This window comes from Candidimonas nitroreducens (assembly GCF_002209565.1).
Taxonomy (GTDB): domain Bacteria; phylum Pseudomonadota; class Gammaproteobacteria; order Burkholderiales; family Burkholderiaceae_B; genus Candidimonas; species Candidimonas nitroreducens.
Window position 1 is genome coordinate 112,203 of the sequence record NZ_NJIH01000011.1, and the last position, 19,514, is coordinate 131,716.

15 protein-coding genes are annotated in these 19,514 nt (G+C 59.1%); 7 read left to right on the plus strand and 8 right to left on the minus strand.

Going from position 1 to position 19,514, the window contains the following annotated elements; genetic code table 11:
- Positions 1-51 precede the first annotated feature (51 nt).
- The 6 genes from CEY11_RS19275 to CEY11_RS25435 form a co-directional block, all read right to left on the minus strand.
- On the minus strand, positions 52-990 hold the full coding sequence (locus CEY11_RS19275) for an SMP-30/gluconolactonase/LRE family protein (RefSeq protein WP_088605051.1): 939 nt from the start codon (positions 988-990) through the stop codon (positions 52-54).
- A 21-nt stretch (positions 991-1,011) separates the two neighbouring features.
- Positions 1,012-1,326 (minus strand): AtuA-related protein, encoded by a 315-nt coding sequence (locus CEY11_RS19280; RefSeq protein ID WP_088605052.1) that lies wholly within the window; start codon positions 1,324-1,326, stop codon positions 1,012-1,014.
- On the minus strand, positions 1,326-2,681 hold the full coding sequence (locus CEY11_RS19285; RefSeq protein WP_088605053.1) for an acyclic terpene utilization AtuA family protein: 1,356 nt from the start codon (positions 2,679-2,681) through the stop codon (positions 1,326-1,328). Before CEY11_RS19285 ends, CEY11_RS19280 begins: the two co-directional genes overlap by 1 nt.
- Positions 2,682-2,761: 80 nt before the next feature.
- The gene (locus tag CEY11_RS19290) at positions 2,762-3,778 is read right to left on the minus strand and encodes a Bug family tripartite tricarboxylate transporter substrate binding protein (protein ID WP_158215384.1); all 1,017 of its coding nucleotides are present in this window, start codon (positions 3,776-3,778) and stop codon (positions 2,762-2,764) included.
- 419 nt (positions 3,779-4,197) lie between these two features.
- On the minus strand, positions 4,198-4,992 hold the full coding sequence (locus CEY11_RS19295) for an HpcH/HpaI aldolase family protein (RefSeq protein ID WP_233154982.1): 795 nt from the start codon (positions 4,990-4,992) through the stop codon (positions 4,198-4,200).
- A gap of 140 nt (positions 4,993-5,132) precedes the next feature.
- On the minus strand, positions 5,133-5,288 hold the full coding sequence (locus tag CEY11_RS25435; protein ID WP_158215385.1) for a hypothetical protein: 156 nt from the start codon (positions 5,286-5,288) through the stop codon (positions 5,133-5,135).
- 109 nt (positions 5,289-5,397) lie between these two features.
- Here CEY11_RS25435 and CEY11_RS19300 point away from each other — a divergent pair, with 109 nt between their 5' ends.
- From CEY11_RS19300 to CEY11_RS19310, 3 genes are all read left to right on the plus strand, one after another.
- A complete protein-coding gene (locus CEY11_RS19300; RefSeq protein ID WP_088605056.1) occupies positions 5,398-6,180 on the plus strand; it encodes an IclR family transcriptional regulator in 783 nt (260 codons plus the stop codon).
- A gap of 102 nt (positions 6,181-6,282) precedes the next feature.
- Positions 6,283-7,218, plus strand: a complete 936-nt coding sequence (locus CEY11_RS19305; protein ID WP_233154983.1) for a hydroxyacid dehydrogenase — start codon at positions 6,283-6,285, stop codon at positions 7,216-7,218.
- Between the two features lie 107 nt (positions 7,219-7,325).
- Entirely contained in the window at positions 7,326-8,246 is a 921-nt protein-coding gene (locus CEY11_RS19310) for a LysR family transcriptional regulator (protein WP_233154984.1), read from the plus strand.
- Positions 8,247-8,504: 258 nt separating this feature from the next.
- On the opposite strand, the gene CEY11_RS19315 is transcribed toward CEY11_RS19310, so the two are convergent.
- A complete protein-coding gene (locus CEY11_RS19315; protein ID WP_088605058.1) occupies positions 8,505-9,377 on the minus strand; it encodes a TauD/TfdA dioxygenase family protein in 873 nt (290 codons plus the stop codon).
- A gap of 404 nt (positions 9,378-9,781) precedes the next feature.
- Between CEY11_RS19315 and CEY11_RS19320 the strand changes: the two genes are divergently transcribed.
- The 3 genes from CEY11_RS19320 to CEY11_RS19330 are packed head-to-tail and all read left to right on the plus strand — an operon-like array spanning position 9,782 to position 14,347.
- Positions 9,782-11,734 (plus strand): serine protein kinase, encoded by a 1,953-nt coding sequence (locus CEY11_RS19320; RefSeq protein WP_088605159.1) that lies wholly within the window; start codon positions 9,782-9,784, stop codon positions 11,732-11,734.
- A 23-nt stretch (positions 11,735-11,757) separates the two neighbouring features.
- Complete coding sequence (locus CEY11_RS19325; RefSeq protein ID WP_088605059.1) at positions 11,758-12,954, plus strand: DUF444 family protein; 1,197 nt, start codon at positions 11,758-11,760, stop codon at positions 12,952-12,954.
- Between the two features lies 1 nt (position 12,955).
- On the plus strand, positions 12,956-14,347 hold the full coding sequence (locus CEY11_RS19330) for a SpoVR family protein (RefSeq protein WP_088605060.1): 1,392 nt from the start codon (positions 12,956-12,958) through the stop codon (positions 14,345-14,347).
- 24 nt (positions 14,348-14,371) lie between these two features.
- On the opposite strand, the gene CEY11_RS19335 is transcribed toward CEY11_RS19330, so the two are convergent.
- Positions 14,372-15,421, minus strand: coding sequence for a tetratricopeptide repeat protein (locus CEY11_RS19335; protein ID WP_158215386.1), 1,050 nt, complete (start codon positions 15,419-15,421; stop codon positions 14,372-14,374).
- 391 nt (positions 15,422-15,812) lie between these two features.
- Between CEY11_RS19335 and CEY11_RS19340 the strand changes: the two genes are divergently transcribed.
- A complete protein-coding gene (locus CEY11_RS19340; RefSeq protein WP_088605062.1) occupies positions 15,813-19,346 on the plus strand; it encodes an autotransporter family protein in 3,534 nt (1,177 codons plus the stop codon).
- The last annotated feature ends 168 nt before the right edge of the window (positions 19,347-19,514 follow it).

A 19,514-nucleotide genomic window follows, 5' to 3' on the forward strand; every position in this document is an offset into this window, starting at 1 on the left:
ATCGCCCTTGATCGTAATATTGATCTGTGCATGTGAGCCGCTCGCCCAATCTTAGTCCAATCCGTGCTCGTCGCCTTCCAGTTTCAAGCCAGGACGTGGCCATGGAACCTCCACGAGTCGCCCGGCGTACGACTGCGTGACATAGGCGGTTTTGTGGTCGAGGCCGCCAAAGGCGATATTAGTGCAATGGGTGTCACCGGGCACGGGGACGAACTCGCCTGCACCTCCGTTTGGTGAGCAGACAGTGATGCCACCGGAATCTAATGTCCCGACGCAGATGTTGCCGTTCGCCTCCACCGCCAATGAATCGAAACGGCGATAGGCTGCTACGGCGGAGATGAGTTTGCCGCCGTGAGGTGATGTGGTGGATGCGACAGCCGGAGATTTCAGCTCGCCTGGGCCGGCCAGTTCCCACGCCCAGAGCTTGCCACTTTCGGTTTCCGCGACATACAGCGTGCTGCCATCGGGGGAAAGACCCACGCCGTTTGGTTTAGTAATGGGAAAGATGAGTTCCTTTATCATTGATCCATCGGCCTTTGCATAGCATACGCATCCTCGATCCCAGTCCCGATGTCTGACTTTACCTGGATCGCTAAAATAGAAGCCGCCATGAGCATCGAAGACGATGTCGTTGGGGCCCCGAATTTTCTGGTTCCCCACCTTGTCGTATACGACCTCTGCCTTACCGGTTTGGATATCCACACGTTCGACTCGGCCGGTGACGTAATCATCGGGAGTACCCGCAGTGACAAACTTACCGTCCGCCCGTGGTACAAACTTGAAGCCACCGTTGTTGACGACATAGCAGTATCCGTCTGGGCCCATGGCGGCACCATTGGGGCCTCCGCCCAGTTTGGCGATGACTGTCTGCTTACCTTTGGCGTCGATGTGAGTTAGGGTTTGGCGTCGGATTTCGACGACGATGAATGTACCGTCTTCGAGCGCGATAGGGCCCTCGGGAAACTGCAGGCCTTCCGTGATTATGCGCATTCTGTGCTCCTGGCTTGCGGCTTAGTTTGGTTGGGGAAGTTCGATTGTCATCATCAGGCTGCTGAGCGATTTGCCGTGAGCGTCCTGCGCGAGGGATCGGGTAACGCCGCCCGCGAGCGCGCCTTCAAGGACGAAGTTGAGGGCCTGTAGATTGGGCAGCTCGTAGCGGATTACTTTACCAGTGAGTAGGTGCGCGAAGGCCTTTTCGACGCGCTCCACGGTGAGCTCCTTCTGAAGGAGCTTCCAACCAGAGTCGTCGAAGGCGATGACGGAGATATTCGAAGTGTCGCCCTTGTCGCCGGCGCGGCCATGGGCAATATCGTAGACGCGAATCATTAGCCTATCCTCTCTACCTGAACTTGGGGGTCTACCAGCTTGCGCGGAATCAAAACCGACTGCACGGCCAGTATTTTTCGAACGACAGGATCAGAGCCGCCACCACCGCCGCATGGGCCATTAACGTGCAGCGCGCGAACCTCGAAGCCAACCGCGGCTGCGGCCTTGGGGTTGTCGCAGCGCATAGCAAGACGCAGACGCACTTCATAAGGCTCGGGACGGACATCGGGCCTGCCGTGCAGGCTGGACATGCCAATAAGATCGACGCGAACTTCAGAGTAAGTGTGGCCCGTATCCTTGAGACGCTGTTGCACGATGTCTGCAGCCCATTTGGCCTTGGCGACAGCGTTGATGCCGGCATAGGAGATTTCCCCTATGCCGATATAGCCGTCGTCATAGCCCACGGTGACTTTGTAGGTATCGGTATGTGGCTTAGCTCGGGCTCCACGGAAAGTGACGTGATTCTTACCCGACTGCGTCAGGTGCAGGCCTGTGATATCGAGAACACAATCGGGGGTAATGTAGTGGGCAGGGTCATGCATTTCGTAAAGCAGCTGCTCTTTGCACGTTGCCAAGTCTACGCGGCCGCCGGCGTCGTCGAGCTTGCTGATGGTCATTTCACCATCTTCGAGAATGTCCACGTAGGGAAAGCCGAGGCCAGCTAGATTTTCAACCTCTTTCTTTCCTGGATCCCCGAAGCAGCCACCGCTGACTTGTGCGCAACACTCCAACAGGTGGCCCATGACGGTACCGGCGCCGATACGTTCTATGTTTTCGTATGTCCATCCATAGCGGTGCATGGCAGGAGCCAGGAACAGCGAAGGGTCGGCCACCCGGCCCGTGATGACCATCTGCGCATTCGTTTCGAGCGCCTTGACAATAATGTCGGCGCCAAGGTAAGCGTTCGCCGACGCCATTTTCGGCAGCAGCGTTTCTAGCGGCTCGCCGGACTCCATCAGTGGTAGGCCGGGATGTTGCCGCAGTAGATCCGAGACATCGTCGCCAGTGACGATGGCGCAAGAAAAATCGCCCAGCCCTAGATCTTGCGCCACGCGCCGCACTTCACGCGCGGCGGCAGGTGGGTTCGCAGCGCCCATGTTGGTGACCACTCGTACACGGTTGCGAACCACTGGTGGCAGTACTTGAGCCATACGTTCGCTTAGGCGAGGTGTATAGCCCAGGTCTGGATTCTTGAGGCGAGTAAGATTCTCGCGAGCGACAGTACGCTCGGCGAGGCATTCGAATACCAGATAGTCGAGCTCACCCTTTTCGGCAAGGTCTACGGCCGGTTGAAAGCGGTCGTCAGCGAAACTGGCGCCGGCGCCAACGCGCAATGTATCAGCAGATTTAGGCATAGAGAGCCCCGTTAAGACCTGGGCTTCCCGCAAAGAGCAAGGCTCGCCACGTTTCGGGAAAACCTAGGCATTTGTAATTGTCATTCCAACTTGAGATTGATGGCTTTGATGATGTCACCTTTGGCCTTCATGTCCTGTTTAACGAACTGGGTAAATTCAGCAACCGAACTATTGAAAGCCCGGGAGCCCCCTTGTTCTAATTTGGCGATGAACTTGGGGTCGTTCGCGACTTGGCGGATGTCGTGGTTGAGTTTCTGGACGATGGCATCTGGAGTATGGGCTGGCGCAAGTATGCCGATCCATGAAGAACAGATCTGATCGGTATAGCCGAATTCGCCTACTGTAGGCAGCTTGGGGAAGAGCTTGAGCCGTTTCTGGCCTAGAGTAGCCAGCGCGCGAACTTTGCCACTGCTCAGTTGAGAAGCTACGGAAGGAATTGCGACAAAGCCGATGGGAATGTGATCTCCCATGACGTCGAGCAACACCTGTGAATCACCCTTATAAGGTATGTGCCTGATGTCGAAGCCAGCGCGACGCTTGAAGGCTTCCATACCCAACATGGTGATGCTGCCCATGCCCGATGTGCCATAAGTGTATTTGCCGGGGTTGGCCTTGGTGACTTTCAGGAATTCCTGAAAGTTATTGGCCGGAAAATCGGAAGCCACCACGATAACCGCATCGTTGGTAGCGATGGCGGTGATTGGTATGAAGTCATTCAGCGTGTCGTAGGGGACTTTCTCCAACTGCGGCCGAATTGTTAGGGCGCCGGCCGTGTCGACCAGCAGCGTGTAGCCGTCGGCGGGATCCTTGGCTACTCGCCCGGCAGCCACGCTGCCCGATGCTCCCCCTACGTTCTCCACAATCACCGATTCGCCCCACAACTTGGTCAGACCTTCGGCCAGCATACGGGCTTGCAGATCTGTCGCACCACCGGCGGCGAAGCCGACGATCAGGTGAACCGGATGCGAAGGGAATGATTTCGCGTTGGCTGCATCGGAGTTGCTGGCTTGGCAGGGGGAGGCGAAGAGCGCTATAGCGCCCGCCAACATACCCGTCGATGCTGCTGTGAGCCACCACCATCTTTTTATTCCATTCATATTGTCTCCTTGACTGGTTGGCAGGCACGAAATTGTGCCAGGTGCAGGCAATCTTGGGCGAAGCATATGCCACGACGCGCTGCCTAGGATGAACATTCTGGAGCGGGGTGTCCATAACGTCCAATCATCTTTGTTTTCTAGTCTATAAATGGCAGTGATGGGCGCGTAGAGTGAAAGCGTAGGAGCCGCTCTCGGGGGCTAAGCGGGCAGCGATGAGGAAGCGCCACGCAAATGCCAGCCGATTTTTAACCCAGCTAAGATCGACGATAGCGCCGCTGGCCGTACCGCGTGGACGCGGTGTGCTACGCAGCGCGTCCAAAGAATAGTCGCAGTAGGCACCCCCAAAGCCTGATGCCGTAATCGCGGGGAAGGGAGTTGATTCCTGGGCTAGTAGCGATAGGCGCTTCTTTTGGGAGAGGTCACACGTTTAACGCCGACCGTAACAATTTTGTGCGTGCGGTAGCACCGGAAACCATGTACTGCAGGTCGCTGCCCGCGGAAATATATAAAGCGCCCATTTTCACGAATTGCGTCAGCAGTTCTGGATGCCCCGATAACCCGCCCACGCCGACATGCTTGCCGTGTTTACGTGCTACGGCGGTTACATGTGCATAGATCTCTTTCACTTTAGGGTGGTCGAATTGGCCATCGATTCCCAGTTGGGCGCATAAGTCGTTGGTTCCAATGAATAGAATGTCTACACCCTCGACTGCGGCGATTTCCTCGGCATTGTCCACTGCGTCCGGCCCTTCGAGCATTGTAACGACAGTAGTCTTGGCGTTCAGCTCGCGCCGGGCCTCAGCTAACGGATAATTTTGGAACTTGAGCTGTGGTAAGCCTATCGACACAGATCGGTCGCCCAATGGTGGAAATTTCGCAGCCGCAACGACTCGTTCCGCTTCATTCCGGTTACTGACATGCGGAGCAATGATGCCCATCGCGCCTCCATCTAGCACACGCGATACATATTCGGGTGCATAGCTGGGCACACGTACAAACGGTGTGATGCCCACAGCCAGCGCGGCCATGCAGATTTGGCTGGTCTGGTGCATGCTATGCATGCAGTGCTCAAGATCGATATATAGCGTGTCGTAGCCGCAGGATTTGGCGATCTGTGCTATCTCGATGCTTTCGACCAGTCGAACCTGAAAGGAGACCGCGGGCTTTCCCGCCGCTAGATTTGAGGTCACATTGTTCTGAATGATGTCGTTCACCTTACGCCTCGTAGAGTAGTTGAAACGGATTGCCAGCGGGCAGAGTGCCCGCGTGGAGAGTATGGATTGTGTTTTGGTGCGAGGCAGGATGTCGTCCTGCGGCCGGAGATGTTCGTCATTAAGAACCTTGGCCATATTACTTAGTGCATGGCGGGAAACAGGCCACGGAAGGCCAGTACATGATGGCTCGCGAAAGCTTTTTTGACTTGCACTGTAGTGTCCGCATCGCGTGTGTCGCGCAAGTCAATGCCGGTGATTTCGGCTCCGGTGTGCGAGATCAGTGGCGTGTTTGTCATCTCGACTCTCTTGTCTTTTGTTTCGATGATGCTATCACTCGATTCAATTTTTCTCACTAGAAAACTACAATGCGATTTCATTTTTTATATATATGGTTTGGTGTAGTAAATGACACAAGAAGGTGTGAAATCCGCCCAGCGAGTGTTCAGGATCTTGGAGTTCTTTGGGCAAGAGCAACGCGACTTGTCAATGACGGAAATTGCGCATCACTGTGGTTTTCCTCAGTCGAGCACCTCGGCGCTGATGCGCACAATGACGGAACTGGGTTATCTGCATTTTGATCGCGGTAGCCGCACGTATCGACCGACGCTGCGCCTACCGCTGCTGGTAAGTTGGGTCAACACCAAACTGTTTAATGGTGACAAGATCCTGCAACTTATGCAGGATCTCAGCGAAGCCACGGGCGAAACGATTCTATTGGCAACGGAGAATGGCCGCTGCTGCCGCTACATTCATGTGATTGAAGCAACTGGCCCGTTGCGGCTGCATGCCATGGCCAGCCAAACCAGGCCGTATGCGCGTACCGCATGCGGTTTGGTTCTGTTAAGTCAGTGGAACCAGCGGAGATTGGCGGGGTTCATTCAGCGCACCAATGGCGAAGAGCCTGATCCCGCTTTGCGCGTGGATCTGGCAGCCCTGTTGAAGCGGCTCGACGGTATTCGCAAAGACGGCTACGTCAAGTCTGTTGGGGGCCTGACTAATGTTGGCGGCGCTGTTGCGATGATGTTGCCGCGGGTCGAATCCGAGCCCCCAATGGTGATTGGCATTGCCGGATTCCAGACTCGAGTAGAGGCGCACGCCTCTGCATGGGTTGAGAAAATGCGCAGTGTCGTGGCACGGTATTTTGGTGAATACGAATATAGCAGCCTTATGCCGAAAATTGATATATAAGGCATCAGCTGGGTTTATGTTGCTCACTATAAAAGTGATTGGACTGTTATGCCAATGGATCTGAGAATGTTCGTACCTCTCTCGTGTGCATGAAAAATACCTGTGATATACGTACTCGACGCTTTCGAACCCTCCGGGCTTCAATACTTGGCAGACCAAAATCAAAGCTTCGTGCCTTTTGGTGATCCGCGCGGTATTAACTGGCATCAGGATGCTGTTGGCATCATGATCCGAGGGAGCCAGTTGAGCGCAGATGATTTTGCACGTGCTCGAAAGCTTAAAGTAGTATCCAAACAGGGGGTAGGCGTAGATAACATTGCACTGAGCGCTGCACGCGAACATGGTGTAATTGTGTGCAACACACCGGGTATCAATAGCGCCGCGGTGGCCGAATTGGCATTCACTCTGGCGATGGCAGTAGCGCGTCGTGTCAGCGAGTTCGACCGTATGATTCGTAGCGGGTCAAAGATAGTTCGCCCTCGATATCTTGGTCGTGCAATGCATGGTAAGACGATCGGCTTCATTGGCATGGGCAACATCGGCACGCAGGCGGCGCGGCTATTTCGCGGGGCGTTCGATTGTAGGATACTGGCCTACGATCCGTATGCCCCGATGGGGCATTGGGGCGATATACCACATGTGCGTATTGCCGATCTGGAGGAATTGTGGCCGCAGGTGGATGTGCTGTCACTACATGTGCCTCTGACCGATACGACGCGCAATATTGTCGATCGCGCCGCCATAGCTCGGATGAAACCCAGCGCGATTATCATTAACGTTTCACGCGGTGGGCTGATTGACGAGCTTGCACTAGCGGATGCTTTGCGTGACGGCAAACTATTCGGCGCTGGCTTGGATGCCTTCGAGGAAGGCGAGCCGCCCAGCCGGAGCAACCCACTGCTTGCATTCCCAAACGTGCTGGCCACGCCTCATGCTGGTGCGGGCACCATCGAAACGCAGGCCGACAGTTCTCTAGCAACCGCCCGCCAGTTGTTGCACGTACTTGCCGGCAACGAGCCATTCCACCGTGTGGTATAGGCCGCTCTTACCCCGCTATTTTCGACAAGCTTGAACTTGTCAGGTGCCTGCGTTACAGTCGCCAGCATTGCGCCTGGCCATGGCGCGTGAGCGAAGGCGGAACCACGGTGAATCTACGGCAGCTGGAAGTCTTTCACGCGATTATTCGCGCCGGGTCGGTCACGGGCGCCGCACGCGATCTGAACGTGACGCAGCCGGCCATCAGTGCGGTGCTGAAGCACACTGAGCAACAGCTGAACATGAAGCTGTTCGAACGGGTCAGCGGTCGGCTACAGCCAACGCCAGAGGCGATAATCCTGCTGCCGGACGTAGAAAATGTATTTGCTCGCATCGACACGATCCGAAGGCTGGCGCACAGCTTGCGCGATGGTCGAGCCGGGCAAATCGTAATAGCTACTTCACCCACTCTGGTCAACGCTTTTCTACCACAGGCGGTGGCGTCGCTGCGCAAGCAGGGGCCGGACATGAAGATCTATGTGCGATCCTTGCCTACGCCTCTGGCGATTGATCGTGTGTCGCGGCGTGAAGCTGATATCGGGATCGTATACGGCCCCGTCGAAGAACCTTCGGTCACCTCCGAGCGGTTCGTCTGCTCTGAAATAGTGTGCGCATTGCGTGAAGATCATCCGCTGGCCACCGAGCCGAAGATCGATACCGTGATGTTGGCAAATGAGCCTGTGATTTCCATGGGAGCCAGCACATTCCTCGGCCACACGATTATCGAAACGTGTAGGCGTGAATCACTTGAGGCGCCGCGGGTGGGCGTGGAGGCGAGCTCATCTCTGGCCGCTTGCATGATGGTACAGGCAGGTGCTGGTGTCGCACTGATCGATCGCATTACCGAGGTAGCGCAGCACTCGGATGGCGTGGTGTTCCGTCCATTCGTACCCCGTATCGTGATCGAAGTGGTGTTACTGTTTCCCCGCGATCGTCCGCGGTCTAGAGCCACTCGACGTTTGGTAGCCTTGCTGAAGGAGTTGGCGCCCGTCGGCTTCCGGATGCAGGATGGTGCCGGCCGTTCTGAATAGCCGGGGGGCGCTCGTGGCTGGAGCGCCCGTTGCCGGCAGCGGTGATGTGGGCAGAGCTTGGGCAGCGGTTGCCGATGCGGAATGGGTTGGGCGGCCGATCTATGGCTGGCGTAAATGGATCGCCGAAGCACTTCTCGTGCTCGGTTCCGGGCGGTTCGGTATACACAGACTGGCTAGGACATACCATATTCGTATGTGATACTGCTGGCCCATACCATATCTGTACTAAAAGATTCCGCCTCCCGCCCGCGGTGGACATCAAGCGTGGGCCACAGCCTGCGCCGAATACGCTTCTAGCGGCTTGCCTTGCAGCATGATGCGGTAGAGGTAGCGCAACTCGGTCGGATCGTAGTCCGCATTGGCTTGATGTAACACACTGCGGTTGTCCCAGATAACAAGATCGCCAGGCTGCCATACGTGCCGGTATTCGAACTTCGGTTGAGTGGCATGGCGGAACAGGCGCGCAATCAGTGCATATCCTTCTTCGTCGGGCATGCCTTCAATACCTTCCATGCGCCCGGTATTCAAGTACAAGGCCGGTCGGCCGCTTTCAGCGTGGCGGATGACTAGCGGCTGAGACGTGCGCGGCATGGCGTCACGCTCTTTATCACTGAGCTTGAACATCTTGCGTGTGCTGTGTGTACTCTCGTAAACGTGCAGGGAGCGCAGGCTTGAAATCTGCGCCTTAGTGGCCTCGTCCAGGTCGTCGTAAGCGGCCCGTGCGTCGCAAAACTGAGTATCGCCGCCTCGGCTGGGCAAATTCACAGCATGCAATATAGTTGCTTTGGGCGGTGCAGAGAAGTTGGAATGATCTGTATGGAATTCTTCGCCGCGCACGTGCAGCTTACCATCGACTACCGGCAAGTCGCGTGACGAAATTGTGCCTACTTCAGGATGATCCGGCAGGGCGAATTTTTTCAGTTGCTGAGCGAGGATATCGCCGAACATGCGTGCAGCAGCTGAAAACTGTCCGGGTTCCAGCTTTTGATCGCGTACGACGAGTACAGCATGTTCGATCCAGGCTTCGTAGATACGCCGGCGATCCGATACGGTAATCGGCCCAGACAGATCCACGCCACGAACTTCGGCGCCAAGCACAGATGATGATATGGGTGTAATGGTCAAGGTCATGAGAAATCCAATCTGAGTGAAGACGGCTTTCATTTTGACGATGACATGCAGAGCACGCCAATCACGATTTTGGCCTCAATCATAATCTGGACTGATGCTGAGTGATTCGGGATGATACCGAATACGCTTTACTCGCGGTCGTCTATTCCGACCCTAATTTATCGGTCATGGCCATAGGTGCGAATATCAAGTGATATGGTAAGCACACTGCAACAATGCTTCTGTGTCGATATGCGAACCGGTACCCGGGCGGCGAAAGAGTGCGAATTTCTCTGAACTTCGAGCGCGAACGGGTGTCCAACCCCATAGCAATGGACATTTCGAGGTTGGGTTTCCACTGACTCAGGTTCATAGATGCACAAGCAGGGTCAGCGGGCGACTCAACTCCATGCTTGGAGAAGGCCATGACCGAATACAACAAAGATACAGAACGACAACGTTCTGAATTTGTCGAGTCGCTGACGGATTATTCGCGCAAACAGCAAGCCCAGCAATGGGCGGGCAGCTTCAACGATTACCTGCGTGACATCGTCGCCGGCAATCCGGGGCGCGCCGCCCGATCCAGCCATCAATATATTTGGGACATGATGTGCTGGCGCGGCATAGAGGCGCCCAAGCAAAGCGATGCCTGCAATCGCTACAAATTGTTCGAAGATGATTTGTTTGGCATCGACCAGGCCCTGGAGCGGGTTGCCAATTACTTCAAGGCGGCCAGCGAAGGCTCCGAGGTGGGGCGGCGCCTGCTGCTCTTGCTGGGGCCACCGTCGGGCGGCAAATCAAGCCTGGTGACGCTGCTCAAGCGTGGCCTCGAGGCCTACAGCCGCGTCGATGACGGTGCGCTGTACGCCATTCAGGAAAGCCCGATCCAGGAATCGCCCCTGCTGCTGATTCCGCACGGCAAGCGGGCCGAATTCAAGGATTCCTACGGCGTCGAGATCAGTGGCGAATTGTCGCCCTACACGCGCGCGCTGGTGGATGACAAATACGGCGGCGATTTCGCCCGCGTGCCCGTGCACCGCATTTTCATCGACGAGGCCGGCCGCAAGGCGGTAGGCACTTACGCCCCGCACGACCCGACCACGGCCGATATCGCCGACCTGGTGGGCTCGGTCGACCTGTCCAAAGTGGCCGAGTACGGCGACGAGGGCGACCCGCGCGCCTGGTCGTGGTCGGGGGCGGTCTATGCCGGCAACCGCGGCCTGCTGGAAATGATCGAGATTCTCAAGGTCAAGCGCGAGTTCCTGTACCTGCTCTTGACCCTGACCCAGGAGCAGGTGGTCAAGGTATCGCGCTTCCCGCTTATCTACATCGATGAAACGATCGTCGCGCATACCAATATGGCCGAATTCCGCCGCTTCCTGCAGGAAAAGGAAAATGAAGCCCTGCTCGACCGCATGGTTATCGTACAGGTGCCCTACACCTTGTGCTACACCGACGAGGCGCGCATCTATCACAAGCTGACCTCGGCCACGCCGTCGTTCCGGCAAGTGCACCTCGATCCGCACGCGCTGGCGGTGGCCGCCGTGTTTGCCATACTTACGCGCCTGAAGGCTTCGGAACGCGCCGACCTCGACCTCAGCAAGAAGCTGCGCATACACGCGCATGAAGAGGTGGAAGGGATTTCGGATACCGAAGCCGAGCACATCATGCGCGAGCAGCCCGACGAGGGCATGGACGGGGTATCGCCGCGCTTTGTCGTCAATGCGCTGGCCAGCGCCATCAGCCAGTCGGAGAGCAAGAGCCTGACCGCAATGGAAGTCATGCTGGCGCTGAAGGATGCGATCGAATCCGATGCGCGCATGGATGCGAAGATGAAGAAGCAGTGGATTGACTTCCTGGTCACCACGCGCAAGGAGTTCTACAACCGCTGGGTCAAGGAAGACGTGCACAAGGCGCTGTTCGTGTCCTTCCTGGACGAGGCGCAAGAGCTGCTGGACAAATATTTGGACGAAGTCGAGGCGGTACTCGAGAGCCGCAAGGTGGACGACCCCATCACCGGCGAAGAGCGCGATGCCGACGAACGTTTCCTGCGCAATGTGGAAACCAAGATCGGCATATCCGATTCCGGCAAGACCTCGTTCCGCCAGGAGATCGTGCGCAAGGCCCTGGGTGCCTACAAGCGCGGCGTCAAATTCACGCTTGCCGAGCACGCGCGTTTGCGCGAAGCGATAGAGCAGTACCTGTTCCAGGAGCGGCGCGACGTGCTGCGTCTGGTCACTTCGAGCGCGCGCGCCGACGCCGAGACCATGGAAAAGATCTCTGCGGTCGAACAGCGCCTGGTCAACGACTACGGCTACGATGCGCATAGTGCGCACGAAGCGCTCAACTATGTGACCACACTGCTGGCGCAGGAATAGCCGCGGTATGCGAGGCCATCATCATGAGCAGGCCAGTAGTCCGGCAGCTGTCCAACCTGGCGCACGCGCACCGCTGGTACAGGCTGTTTTCGCGCGGCGCCCGCGACTGGCTGCGGCACAATGAAAAGGTTCGCGACGCCGTGCGCGAACAACTGCCCGAGATGATCGCGGGTGCCGACATCCTTAGCCGGCCCTCGCATCATACCGTGCAGATTCCGGTTCATTTCCTGGAGCATTACCGCTTTCGCCTGAATACGCCCAAGGAACAGTCGGGCGTGGGGCAGGGCGGCGGGCGCCCGGGCGACGTGTACCGGCAGGGCCAGGCCGAAGGCAGCGGCGCCGGCCAGGCGGGCGCCGGCGGCGATGGCGGCGGCGAACTGCGCTTCTTGCTGGAATTGCGCATCGAGGATATTGTCGACTGGATCTGGGAAGAGCTGCACCTGCCCGATCTCAAGCCCCGCAGCAGCGATGCGCTGCGCGACGAAGATCTGGTGCGCGAAGGCTGGAGCCGGCACGGCCCCCACGCGCGGCTGGATCGGCGCCTGACCATGAAAGAGGCGATCAAGCGGCGCCATGCCCAGCCCGACGGGGCCGCGCCGTTTTCCGACGAAGACCTGCGCTTCCGGCAGCTGGCGCGGCGGCAGCGCCCCGCCACCGATGCGATCGTGGCGCTGGTGCTGGACGTGTCCGGCTCTATGGATGCAGAGCGGCGCAAACTGGCCAAGTCCTTCTTCTTCTGGGCGATACAAGGCTTGCGCCGGCAGTACGGCGACGCACTGGAAATCGTCTTTATCGCGCATACCAGCGACGCCTGGGAATTTACCGAAGAGCAGTTTTTCCAGGTAAGCGCCACCGGCGGCACCACGGCTTCCAGCGCCTTCAAGCTGGCGCTGGAAATTTTTGCCGAGCGCTACCCCACGCGGCGCTACAACCATTACCTGTTTTACGCCTCTGATGGCGACAACTTTGCCGATGATCGCGGCCTGGCCGACAGTCTCTTGTGCAAGCTGGGCAATATCGCCAATTTCATGGGGTTTCTGGAGACACCGCAAAATCCGCATGAATCGGGGCTTTCCGAAATCGGCCGTTTGTTCCGTTCGCTGGAGTCGCGCAATTATGCGGTAGGCACCTATACGGTGCATGACCGTGGCGGCGTATGGAGTGCCGTACGCCGCTTCTTCCAGCGCCAGGCGGACGCAGCGGCGGGCAAGGAGGCCTGAGATGCAAGCTACCTACGAACATGGCCTCGAGCAGCTTTCACTCTACATGCCGAAGATCGAGGCGCTGGCCAGGCGCGACGGGCTGGATTTCGACCCGGTCGATTTCGAGCTGGTACCCAATACTTTCATGATGGAGGTGGCGGTGTACGGCCTGCCCATACGCATGCCGCACTGGTCTTTCGGCGTGCGCTACATCCATCAGCAGGTGCAGCACCGCATGGGCGGCTCGCACATCTTCGAGGTGGTGTTTCCGGGAAATCCCAACCGTGCCTACCTGGTAACCGACAACGGGCTGGCGCAGAACACGCTGGTGACGGCGCATGTGCTGGGACACGCCGATTTTTCCAAAAACAATGCCTTGTTCGCGCGCATGCAGCAGCAAGTGGGCTATCACATCGTGACCGAGGCGGCGGAACGCGCGCACAGCATTCAGGCCGCGATAGAAGAGTATGGCCAAAGGCGTGTGGAAATGGTGCTGGATGCGGCGCTTGCGCTGGAGCAGCACATCGACGTGGATCAGCCCATACATCGGCACGATTACCCGGTCGATATCGAACCCAGGGCGAATCCCAAGCCGACCGGCTTTCGTTCCCGCTACGCGGCGCTGCCCGGCGAAGAAGCGCCTGCGGCGCGTGGGCGGCAGCGCGCCCCCGTGCCGCCGCATCCGGAATCGGATCTGTTGTGGTTCATGGCGCGCTATGCGCCCGACATGGAAGGCTGGGAGCGGGATATTTTCCTGGCGGTGCGCGAAGAGTCGTTTTATTTCTACCCGGTATTCGCCTGCCAGATCATGAACGAAGGCTGGGCCAGCTACTGGCATGCGCGCCTGCTGCGCGAGGCCGACTTCCTGCCGGACGATGTTTATCTGGACGCGATCAAATCGCATTCGGACGTGATCCGCCCCTACGCCAGCGGCAAGGATTTCGCGCTTGCCCTCAACCCCTATCACGTCGGTTTTGCCATGTGGGAGCACATCATCGAGAACGAAGGCCTGGACACTGCCTTGCGCATACGTGCCGAAGAGGACGACTTCAGCTTCATACGCAACCACCTCGACGAGGCCCTGGTCGAAAAATTGCAATTACTGGGCTATCGCAGCGGCCGGGAGCCGGGGGCCGGAATCCGCGTCCAGGTCGAGGACATGGACATCGATGCCTTGCGGGAACAGTTGATCGCGCCGAAGTTCAATTTTTCCGCGCCGCACGTGCAGGCCGTCGAGCTGAGCAACGACGGCAGCCTGATGCTGCGCCATGACCATGCGGCCGATGGCCGCGGCCTGGATCTGGATCGCGCGAAGAAGGTGCTGGACTACATCGCCCTGGTCTGGCGCCGCCCCGTGGCGCTGGAAACGATAGACGGCGAGGGCAACAAGAAGACTTTGGCGGCTCGCTGAAGAGCAGGTCGGCGGGCTGGGGAACTACGGCGCTTTCAAATACGCGTCCAGCGCTGCAAGTGCCTGGCCAGGCCGGTGCATGGCCGCGGCCAGGTCTTGGGCACGCTTGATTTCCGCCGGCTTCATGTCCTGCTGCACGTGCTGCAGATTCTTTACACTCAAGGTATTGCCGCTATTGGCCGCATGCATGAACAGGGCGCAGGCCGCTACCTTGTTTTCGGGCACCCCGGCGCCCCGTACGTACAGGATGCCCATGGCGTTCCAGCTTAGGGCGAAGCCGCGCTGCGCTGCGCGGCGGTACCACTTCATGGCCGTGGCGTAATCCTTTTGTACGCCCAGGCCTTGTTCGTACATGGAGCCCAGATTGTGTTCGGACGGAGCATAGCCCTGGGCGGCGGCCTTCAGGTACCAGTTGCGGGCCTGTTCGAAGTCTTGTTTGATGCCGCGGCCGTTGCGGTACGCCAGCGCCAGGTTGTGCTGGCCGATGTCCGTGCCTTGCTCGGCGGACAGGCGAAACAGCGTGGCCGCAAGCGGATAGTCCTTTTTCACGCCGTCGCCGTTGCTGAGCATCATGCCCAGGTTGGCCATGGCCAGCGGATGGCCCTGCTGGGCCGACAATTGGTACCAGCGCGCTGCCTCTTGGTAGTTCTGTTTTACCCCGCGCCCGTACTGGTAGCGTACGCCCAGATTGTATTGGGCCCAGACCTGGCCCTGCACCGCGGCTTTTTCATACCATTTCAGGGCTTCGGCATCGCTTTGCGGCACGCCCTTGCCGTGGCTGTAGGCCCATGCCAGATTGTTTTGCGCCCCGGCATGGCCCTGGTCGGCGGCCAGGCGGTACCAGCGTGCCGCCGCAGCGGGGTCGGCGGGCACGCCCTGGCCTTCGTCGTAGGCCAGGCCCATGCGGAACTGGGCCTGGGCATCGCCCTTGTCGGCCAGCGGCCGCCATTCCTGCAAGGCCGTCGCATAATCGCCGCGGTCGGCGGCTTGCTCGCCTTCTTTGTAGCCCGCATTTGCCAGGGCGGCCGAGCCGAGCATCGCGATAGCAAGCGTCAACTTGATCAAATTATGCATATTGTTTTCTCTGGTTCCGTACGCCATGCGAAGCAGGCCGCGCCTTCGGGTTGGCGCCACTGTCGGGAAATATATCAGCGGCGACTCAAAAGCGTTTCATTCAAATGAATGGAGTACGAGGGCCCGGATGCTTGTGATTCGGCCGACGCTTTGCGAGTCCCAGCGCCTCGCAAGCTGTCTTTGCGACCGGCTCTGTGCCTGGCGGTGGATGATGGCCGGTGTCATAAGCGCAACATCCCGCTAATTAATTGTGCTTTTAGTTTCTTTTTCATCCATTTGAATGACGGTTGATTTCTCGAGCTCGTCCAGAATAAGCAAAAAGTTTTGACTACGACAGGGGAATCACGTGAAAAACCACGGCCGGCGCAGCCGCGTCAGGAACCATAGGTCTGTGCATACATATGCTGCGCCCGGCTCGCGGCCGCACTTGCTGACTTTGGCGGTATGGGCCGCATTGGCGGCCCTGCCGCCGGCCGCCAACGCGGCATGTACTGTTTCGGGGGTGGATCTTAGCTGCGGGCCCGGCGACGTCCTGGATGCGACCACTTCCGTACAGGCGTTCACCAACTCGCATGCCCAGCTCAATGGCGAGGCGAACAACCCGGTCACCGTCTCGACCACGGGCACCGACCCGCTGTTCAAGGTACTGGCGCCCGACAATCACGTCACTGCCACCGCCAACCACACCGTGTTCAACGCCAGCGCTACGGTTCTGCAAGCCGACTCGTTCGGCGATTCCACCCTGAAGCTGCAGAATTCCACCATCAACATTGGCCTGGGCACGGCGCCCAAAAGCGGGTTCGACGACCCCTGGACGCTGAAGTATGCCCTGTACGCCCAAAGCGCCGGCGGCGGGGCGCCGATCATCGAGCTTAACAATGTCGAATTCAACAACCTGAGCACCACCCCAGGCAACGTGATGAATCTGGTGTACGCCAATTCCAGCAATACCACGCCGGGGCCGCAGGTCAGTGCCAATGGGGTTACGACCCGCGGCCCCGTGGATTACGGCTTCGTCATTGCCGGCCAGGGCTCCAGCCTGCTGCTGGAAAATTCCCAACTCAAGGACGTCAATTTCAGCGCGATCAGCAATCAGGCCAACGATTATTCCGCCGGCAGGGACATCGCTCAAGTCACGATCAGGAACTCGGTGATTACGGGCGCTAATGAAGAGGGCGCTATCTCCATAGACAACATTGGCCCCAACAGCCGAACGTCTGGCTTCCAGTTGGATATTGCCGACAGCCAGATTAGCGCTTCAAATGGCACGGCCATAGACATTACCCTGGCGCAACAGGATGCGCCGATTGTCGTGAACTTCGGCGTGCAGGATACCCACACCCCCAGCACGCTGGTCAGCAACGACTACGGCATAGCGGCCTACAGCCTTGCTTCCGGCGCGCACCAGCCTATTACCATCACCACGGGCAGCAACACCCAGATCAACGTCAGCGGTACCAAGTATGGTGACTATGGTGAGGGCGTGGGCATTCTTGCCTTTAGCCAGGACGGCGATGGCGCGGTGACCGTCCGGAATGCGGCAAGCATTGATGTTCAAGGCCAATCTGCCACCGGCATCGACGCCGTAAGCAATGGGCCGATTCTGGTCGACAGCCGCGAAGGCGATATCCGCGTGGCGGGTACGGACGGCAGTTTGGGGATTTACGCCGGCGACGCGGACGCGCCTGTTAATCAGACCATCCATATCATGGCAGGTGCCATAGACGTTCCCAATCAATATTCCAGCGCCGTTTCGGCAAATACCTCCAACGGCACGATCACGGTCGATGTCACCAAGAAAATATCGGCTCCCGGCAAAGGTTCCCAGGGGGTCGCGGTGTCTCTGGGCAATGCCAGTGCCGACATCAATGTGATGCCCGGCGGCTCCATCTTGGGGGGCGCACGGGATCCCGACGACTGGGGATCACTCAGCCCTTACTACTATCCTTCGGGAATATTGGTGGTCAATCGCAAGGCCTCCGGCGTACAGGCCACGACCATCAATAACCAGGGTTCGATCGGCGCCATGACGGATGGCGCCATCGCTTCCATGATGGATCCGGATACGCTGGTTCAGGACAGCCCCGTGGTGATCAACAACTATGGCACCATCACCGGCTATGTCGACCTGGCCCGCGTCAGCGCTACCGGCCCACAGAATACTTTCAACAATTATTCGTCCAATTCGTTCGTCATGCGCAATTTTTCCGACACGAACGGTGATGGCGTGCGCGATACCAAGGCCGTGTCGGTGTCGAATTTCGGCGGCCCCAACGCGCTGTTCAACAACGCGGCCAGCGGCACCGTGCGTTTCGGTGACGTCGCCGGCAACACCGCCACCGATACTACCGGCCAGTACATCCCCACCACCGGAAACCCCGGCCGCGCGCTCGACGCTAGCGTCTACGGCCTGTCCCGCGCCGGCATCGCGCAGGGCCAACTGGTCAATCTGGCCACCTTCATCAACAGCGGCACGATAGACCTGACCGGCCCGGCCGTGGGCAATGTGCTGGCCATTACCGGCAATCCCGACATGGCGGCATCGGCCACCGGCTCGGCCACGCCCGGTGTCTTCGTGTCCAATGGCGGCGCGCTGCGCGTCAATGCCGTGCTGGACGCAGGCATGGCGCCCGGCGCCGGTACCGGCTCGCAAGCCGACATGCTGGTGGTCGACCGCACGCAAACCGGCGCTGGCGGCGCCACGCGGGTCTTCGTGGCCAACCAGGGCGGCCTGGGGGCCCAGACCACGGGCAGCGGCATCGAGCTGGTCGAAGTACGCGACAAGACGTCCGGCGCCTCGGATCCGGGCGCCTTCGCCCTGGGCCAGCGTACCGCGGCCGGCGCCTACGACTACACGCTGCAGCACAATGGCACCGGTGCCGATGCGGCGGACGGCAATTGGTATCTGCGCAGCAGCCTGCGCCCCGAGATCCCACTGTATCAGGCGGTGCCGGCCCTGGCCGGACGCATGGGCCTGGACATGCTCGGCACCTACCACGACCGGTTGGGCGAAGACTACAGCCATACCGCCGAGGGCGCGGCGCCAGCCTCGCGGCGCGCCGCGTGGGGCCGCATATACGGCGGCAATTTCAAGACCCGCCTGGACGGCAGCGGCGCCCAGCGGCTAAGCCAGTACGCAAGCGACGGCCCTGCCTACGACATGAGCACCTGGGGCCTGCAAACCGGCATGGATCTCTACCGCCGCCATGGCGGAGCCGGCCAGGCCGCCGATGTCGCCGGCCTGTACTTCGGCTACAGCCACGGCAGCGCAGATGTGGAAAATGCTGCAAGCGACAGCCGGGCCGGCACGGTCAAGCTGGACGGATACAGCCTGGGCGCGTACTGGACGCGCAAGGGCGCCGGCGGCTGGTACGTGGACGGTGTGGTGCAAGCCACCTACTATGGCAACATCCAGGCCGATTCCAGCCTGGGCCAGCGCCTGAGCACCGATGGCTGGGGCCTGGCGGCCTCGGCGGAAAGCGGCTACCCCTTCAAGCTGGGTGCCGGCTGGAAGCTGGAACCGCAAGTCCAGCTGCTGTACCAGTACATCGACATCAAGAACGCCTCGGACGACTTCGGCCAGGTGCGCTATTCGTCCGACGGCAATATCTATGCGCGTGTCGGCGTGCGGCTGGACAAGGCCTTTACCACGGCCAGCGGCGGGCAGTTTACGCCCTGGGCGCATGCCAACGTTTGGGCCAGCCCCAGCAACCCGTCCACCACACGGTTCTCGACGCTGTCGGGCGCCAACACGGTGGCCATGCAGTCCGGGCTGGGAGGCACCTGGATGCAGCTGGGCGTGGGGCTTGCCGGCCAGGTGGCCAAAAACACCAGCGTGTTCGCCGCTGCCGACTATAACCAGAACATTGGCGGCCAGAAGGCCTACGGCGTCAGCGGCCGCATAGGCTTGAAAATAGCCTGGTAATTGCCCTGGCCATTGCAATAGGCGACAGGTTTTCCATGGGTACCCCGCATCGGGCCTGACTGGCTCGGTGTGGGGATTTTTCCCTATTGTTCCGATGCCGTTCGCAGGACTGGCATCGGCTGCATTCAGATATTCGCGTGTCGGTGTCCCAGGCACCGGGTAGCCTTT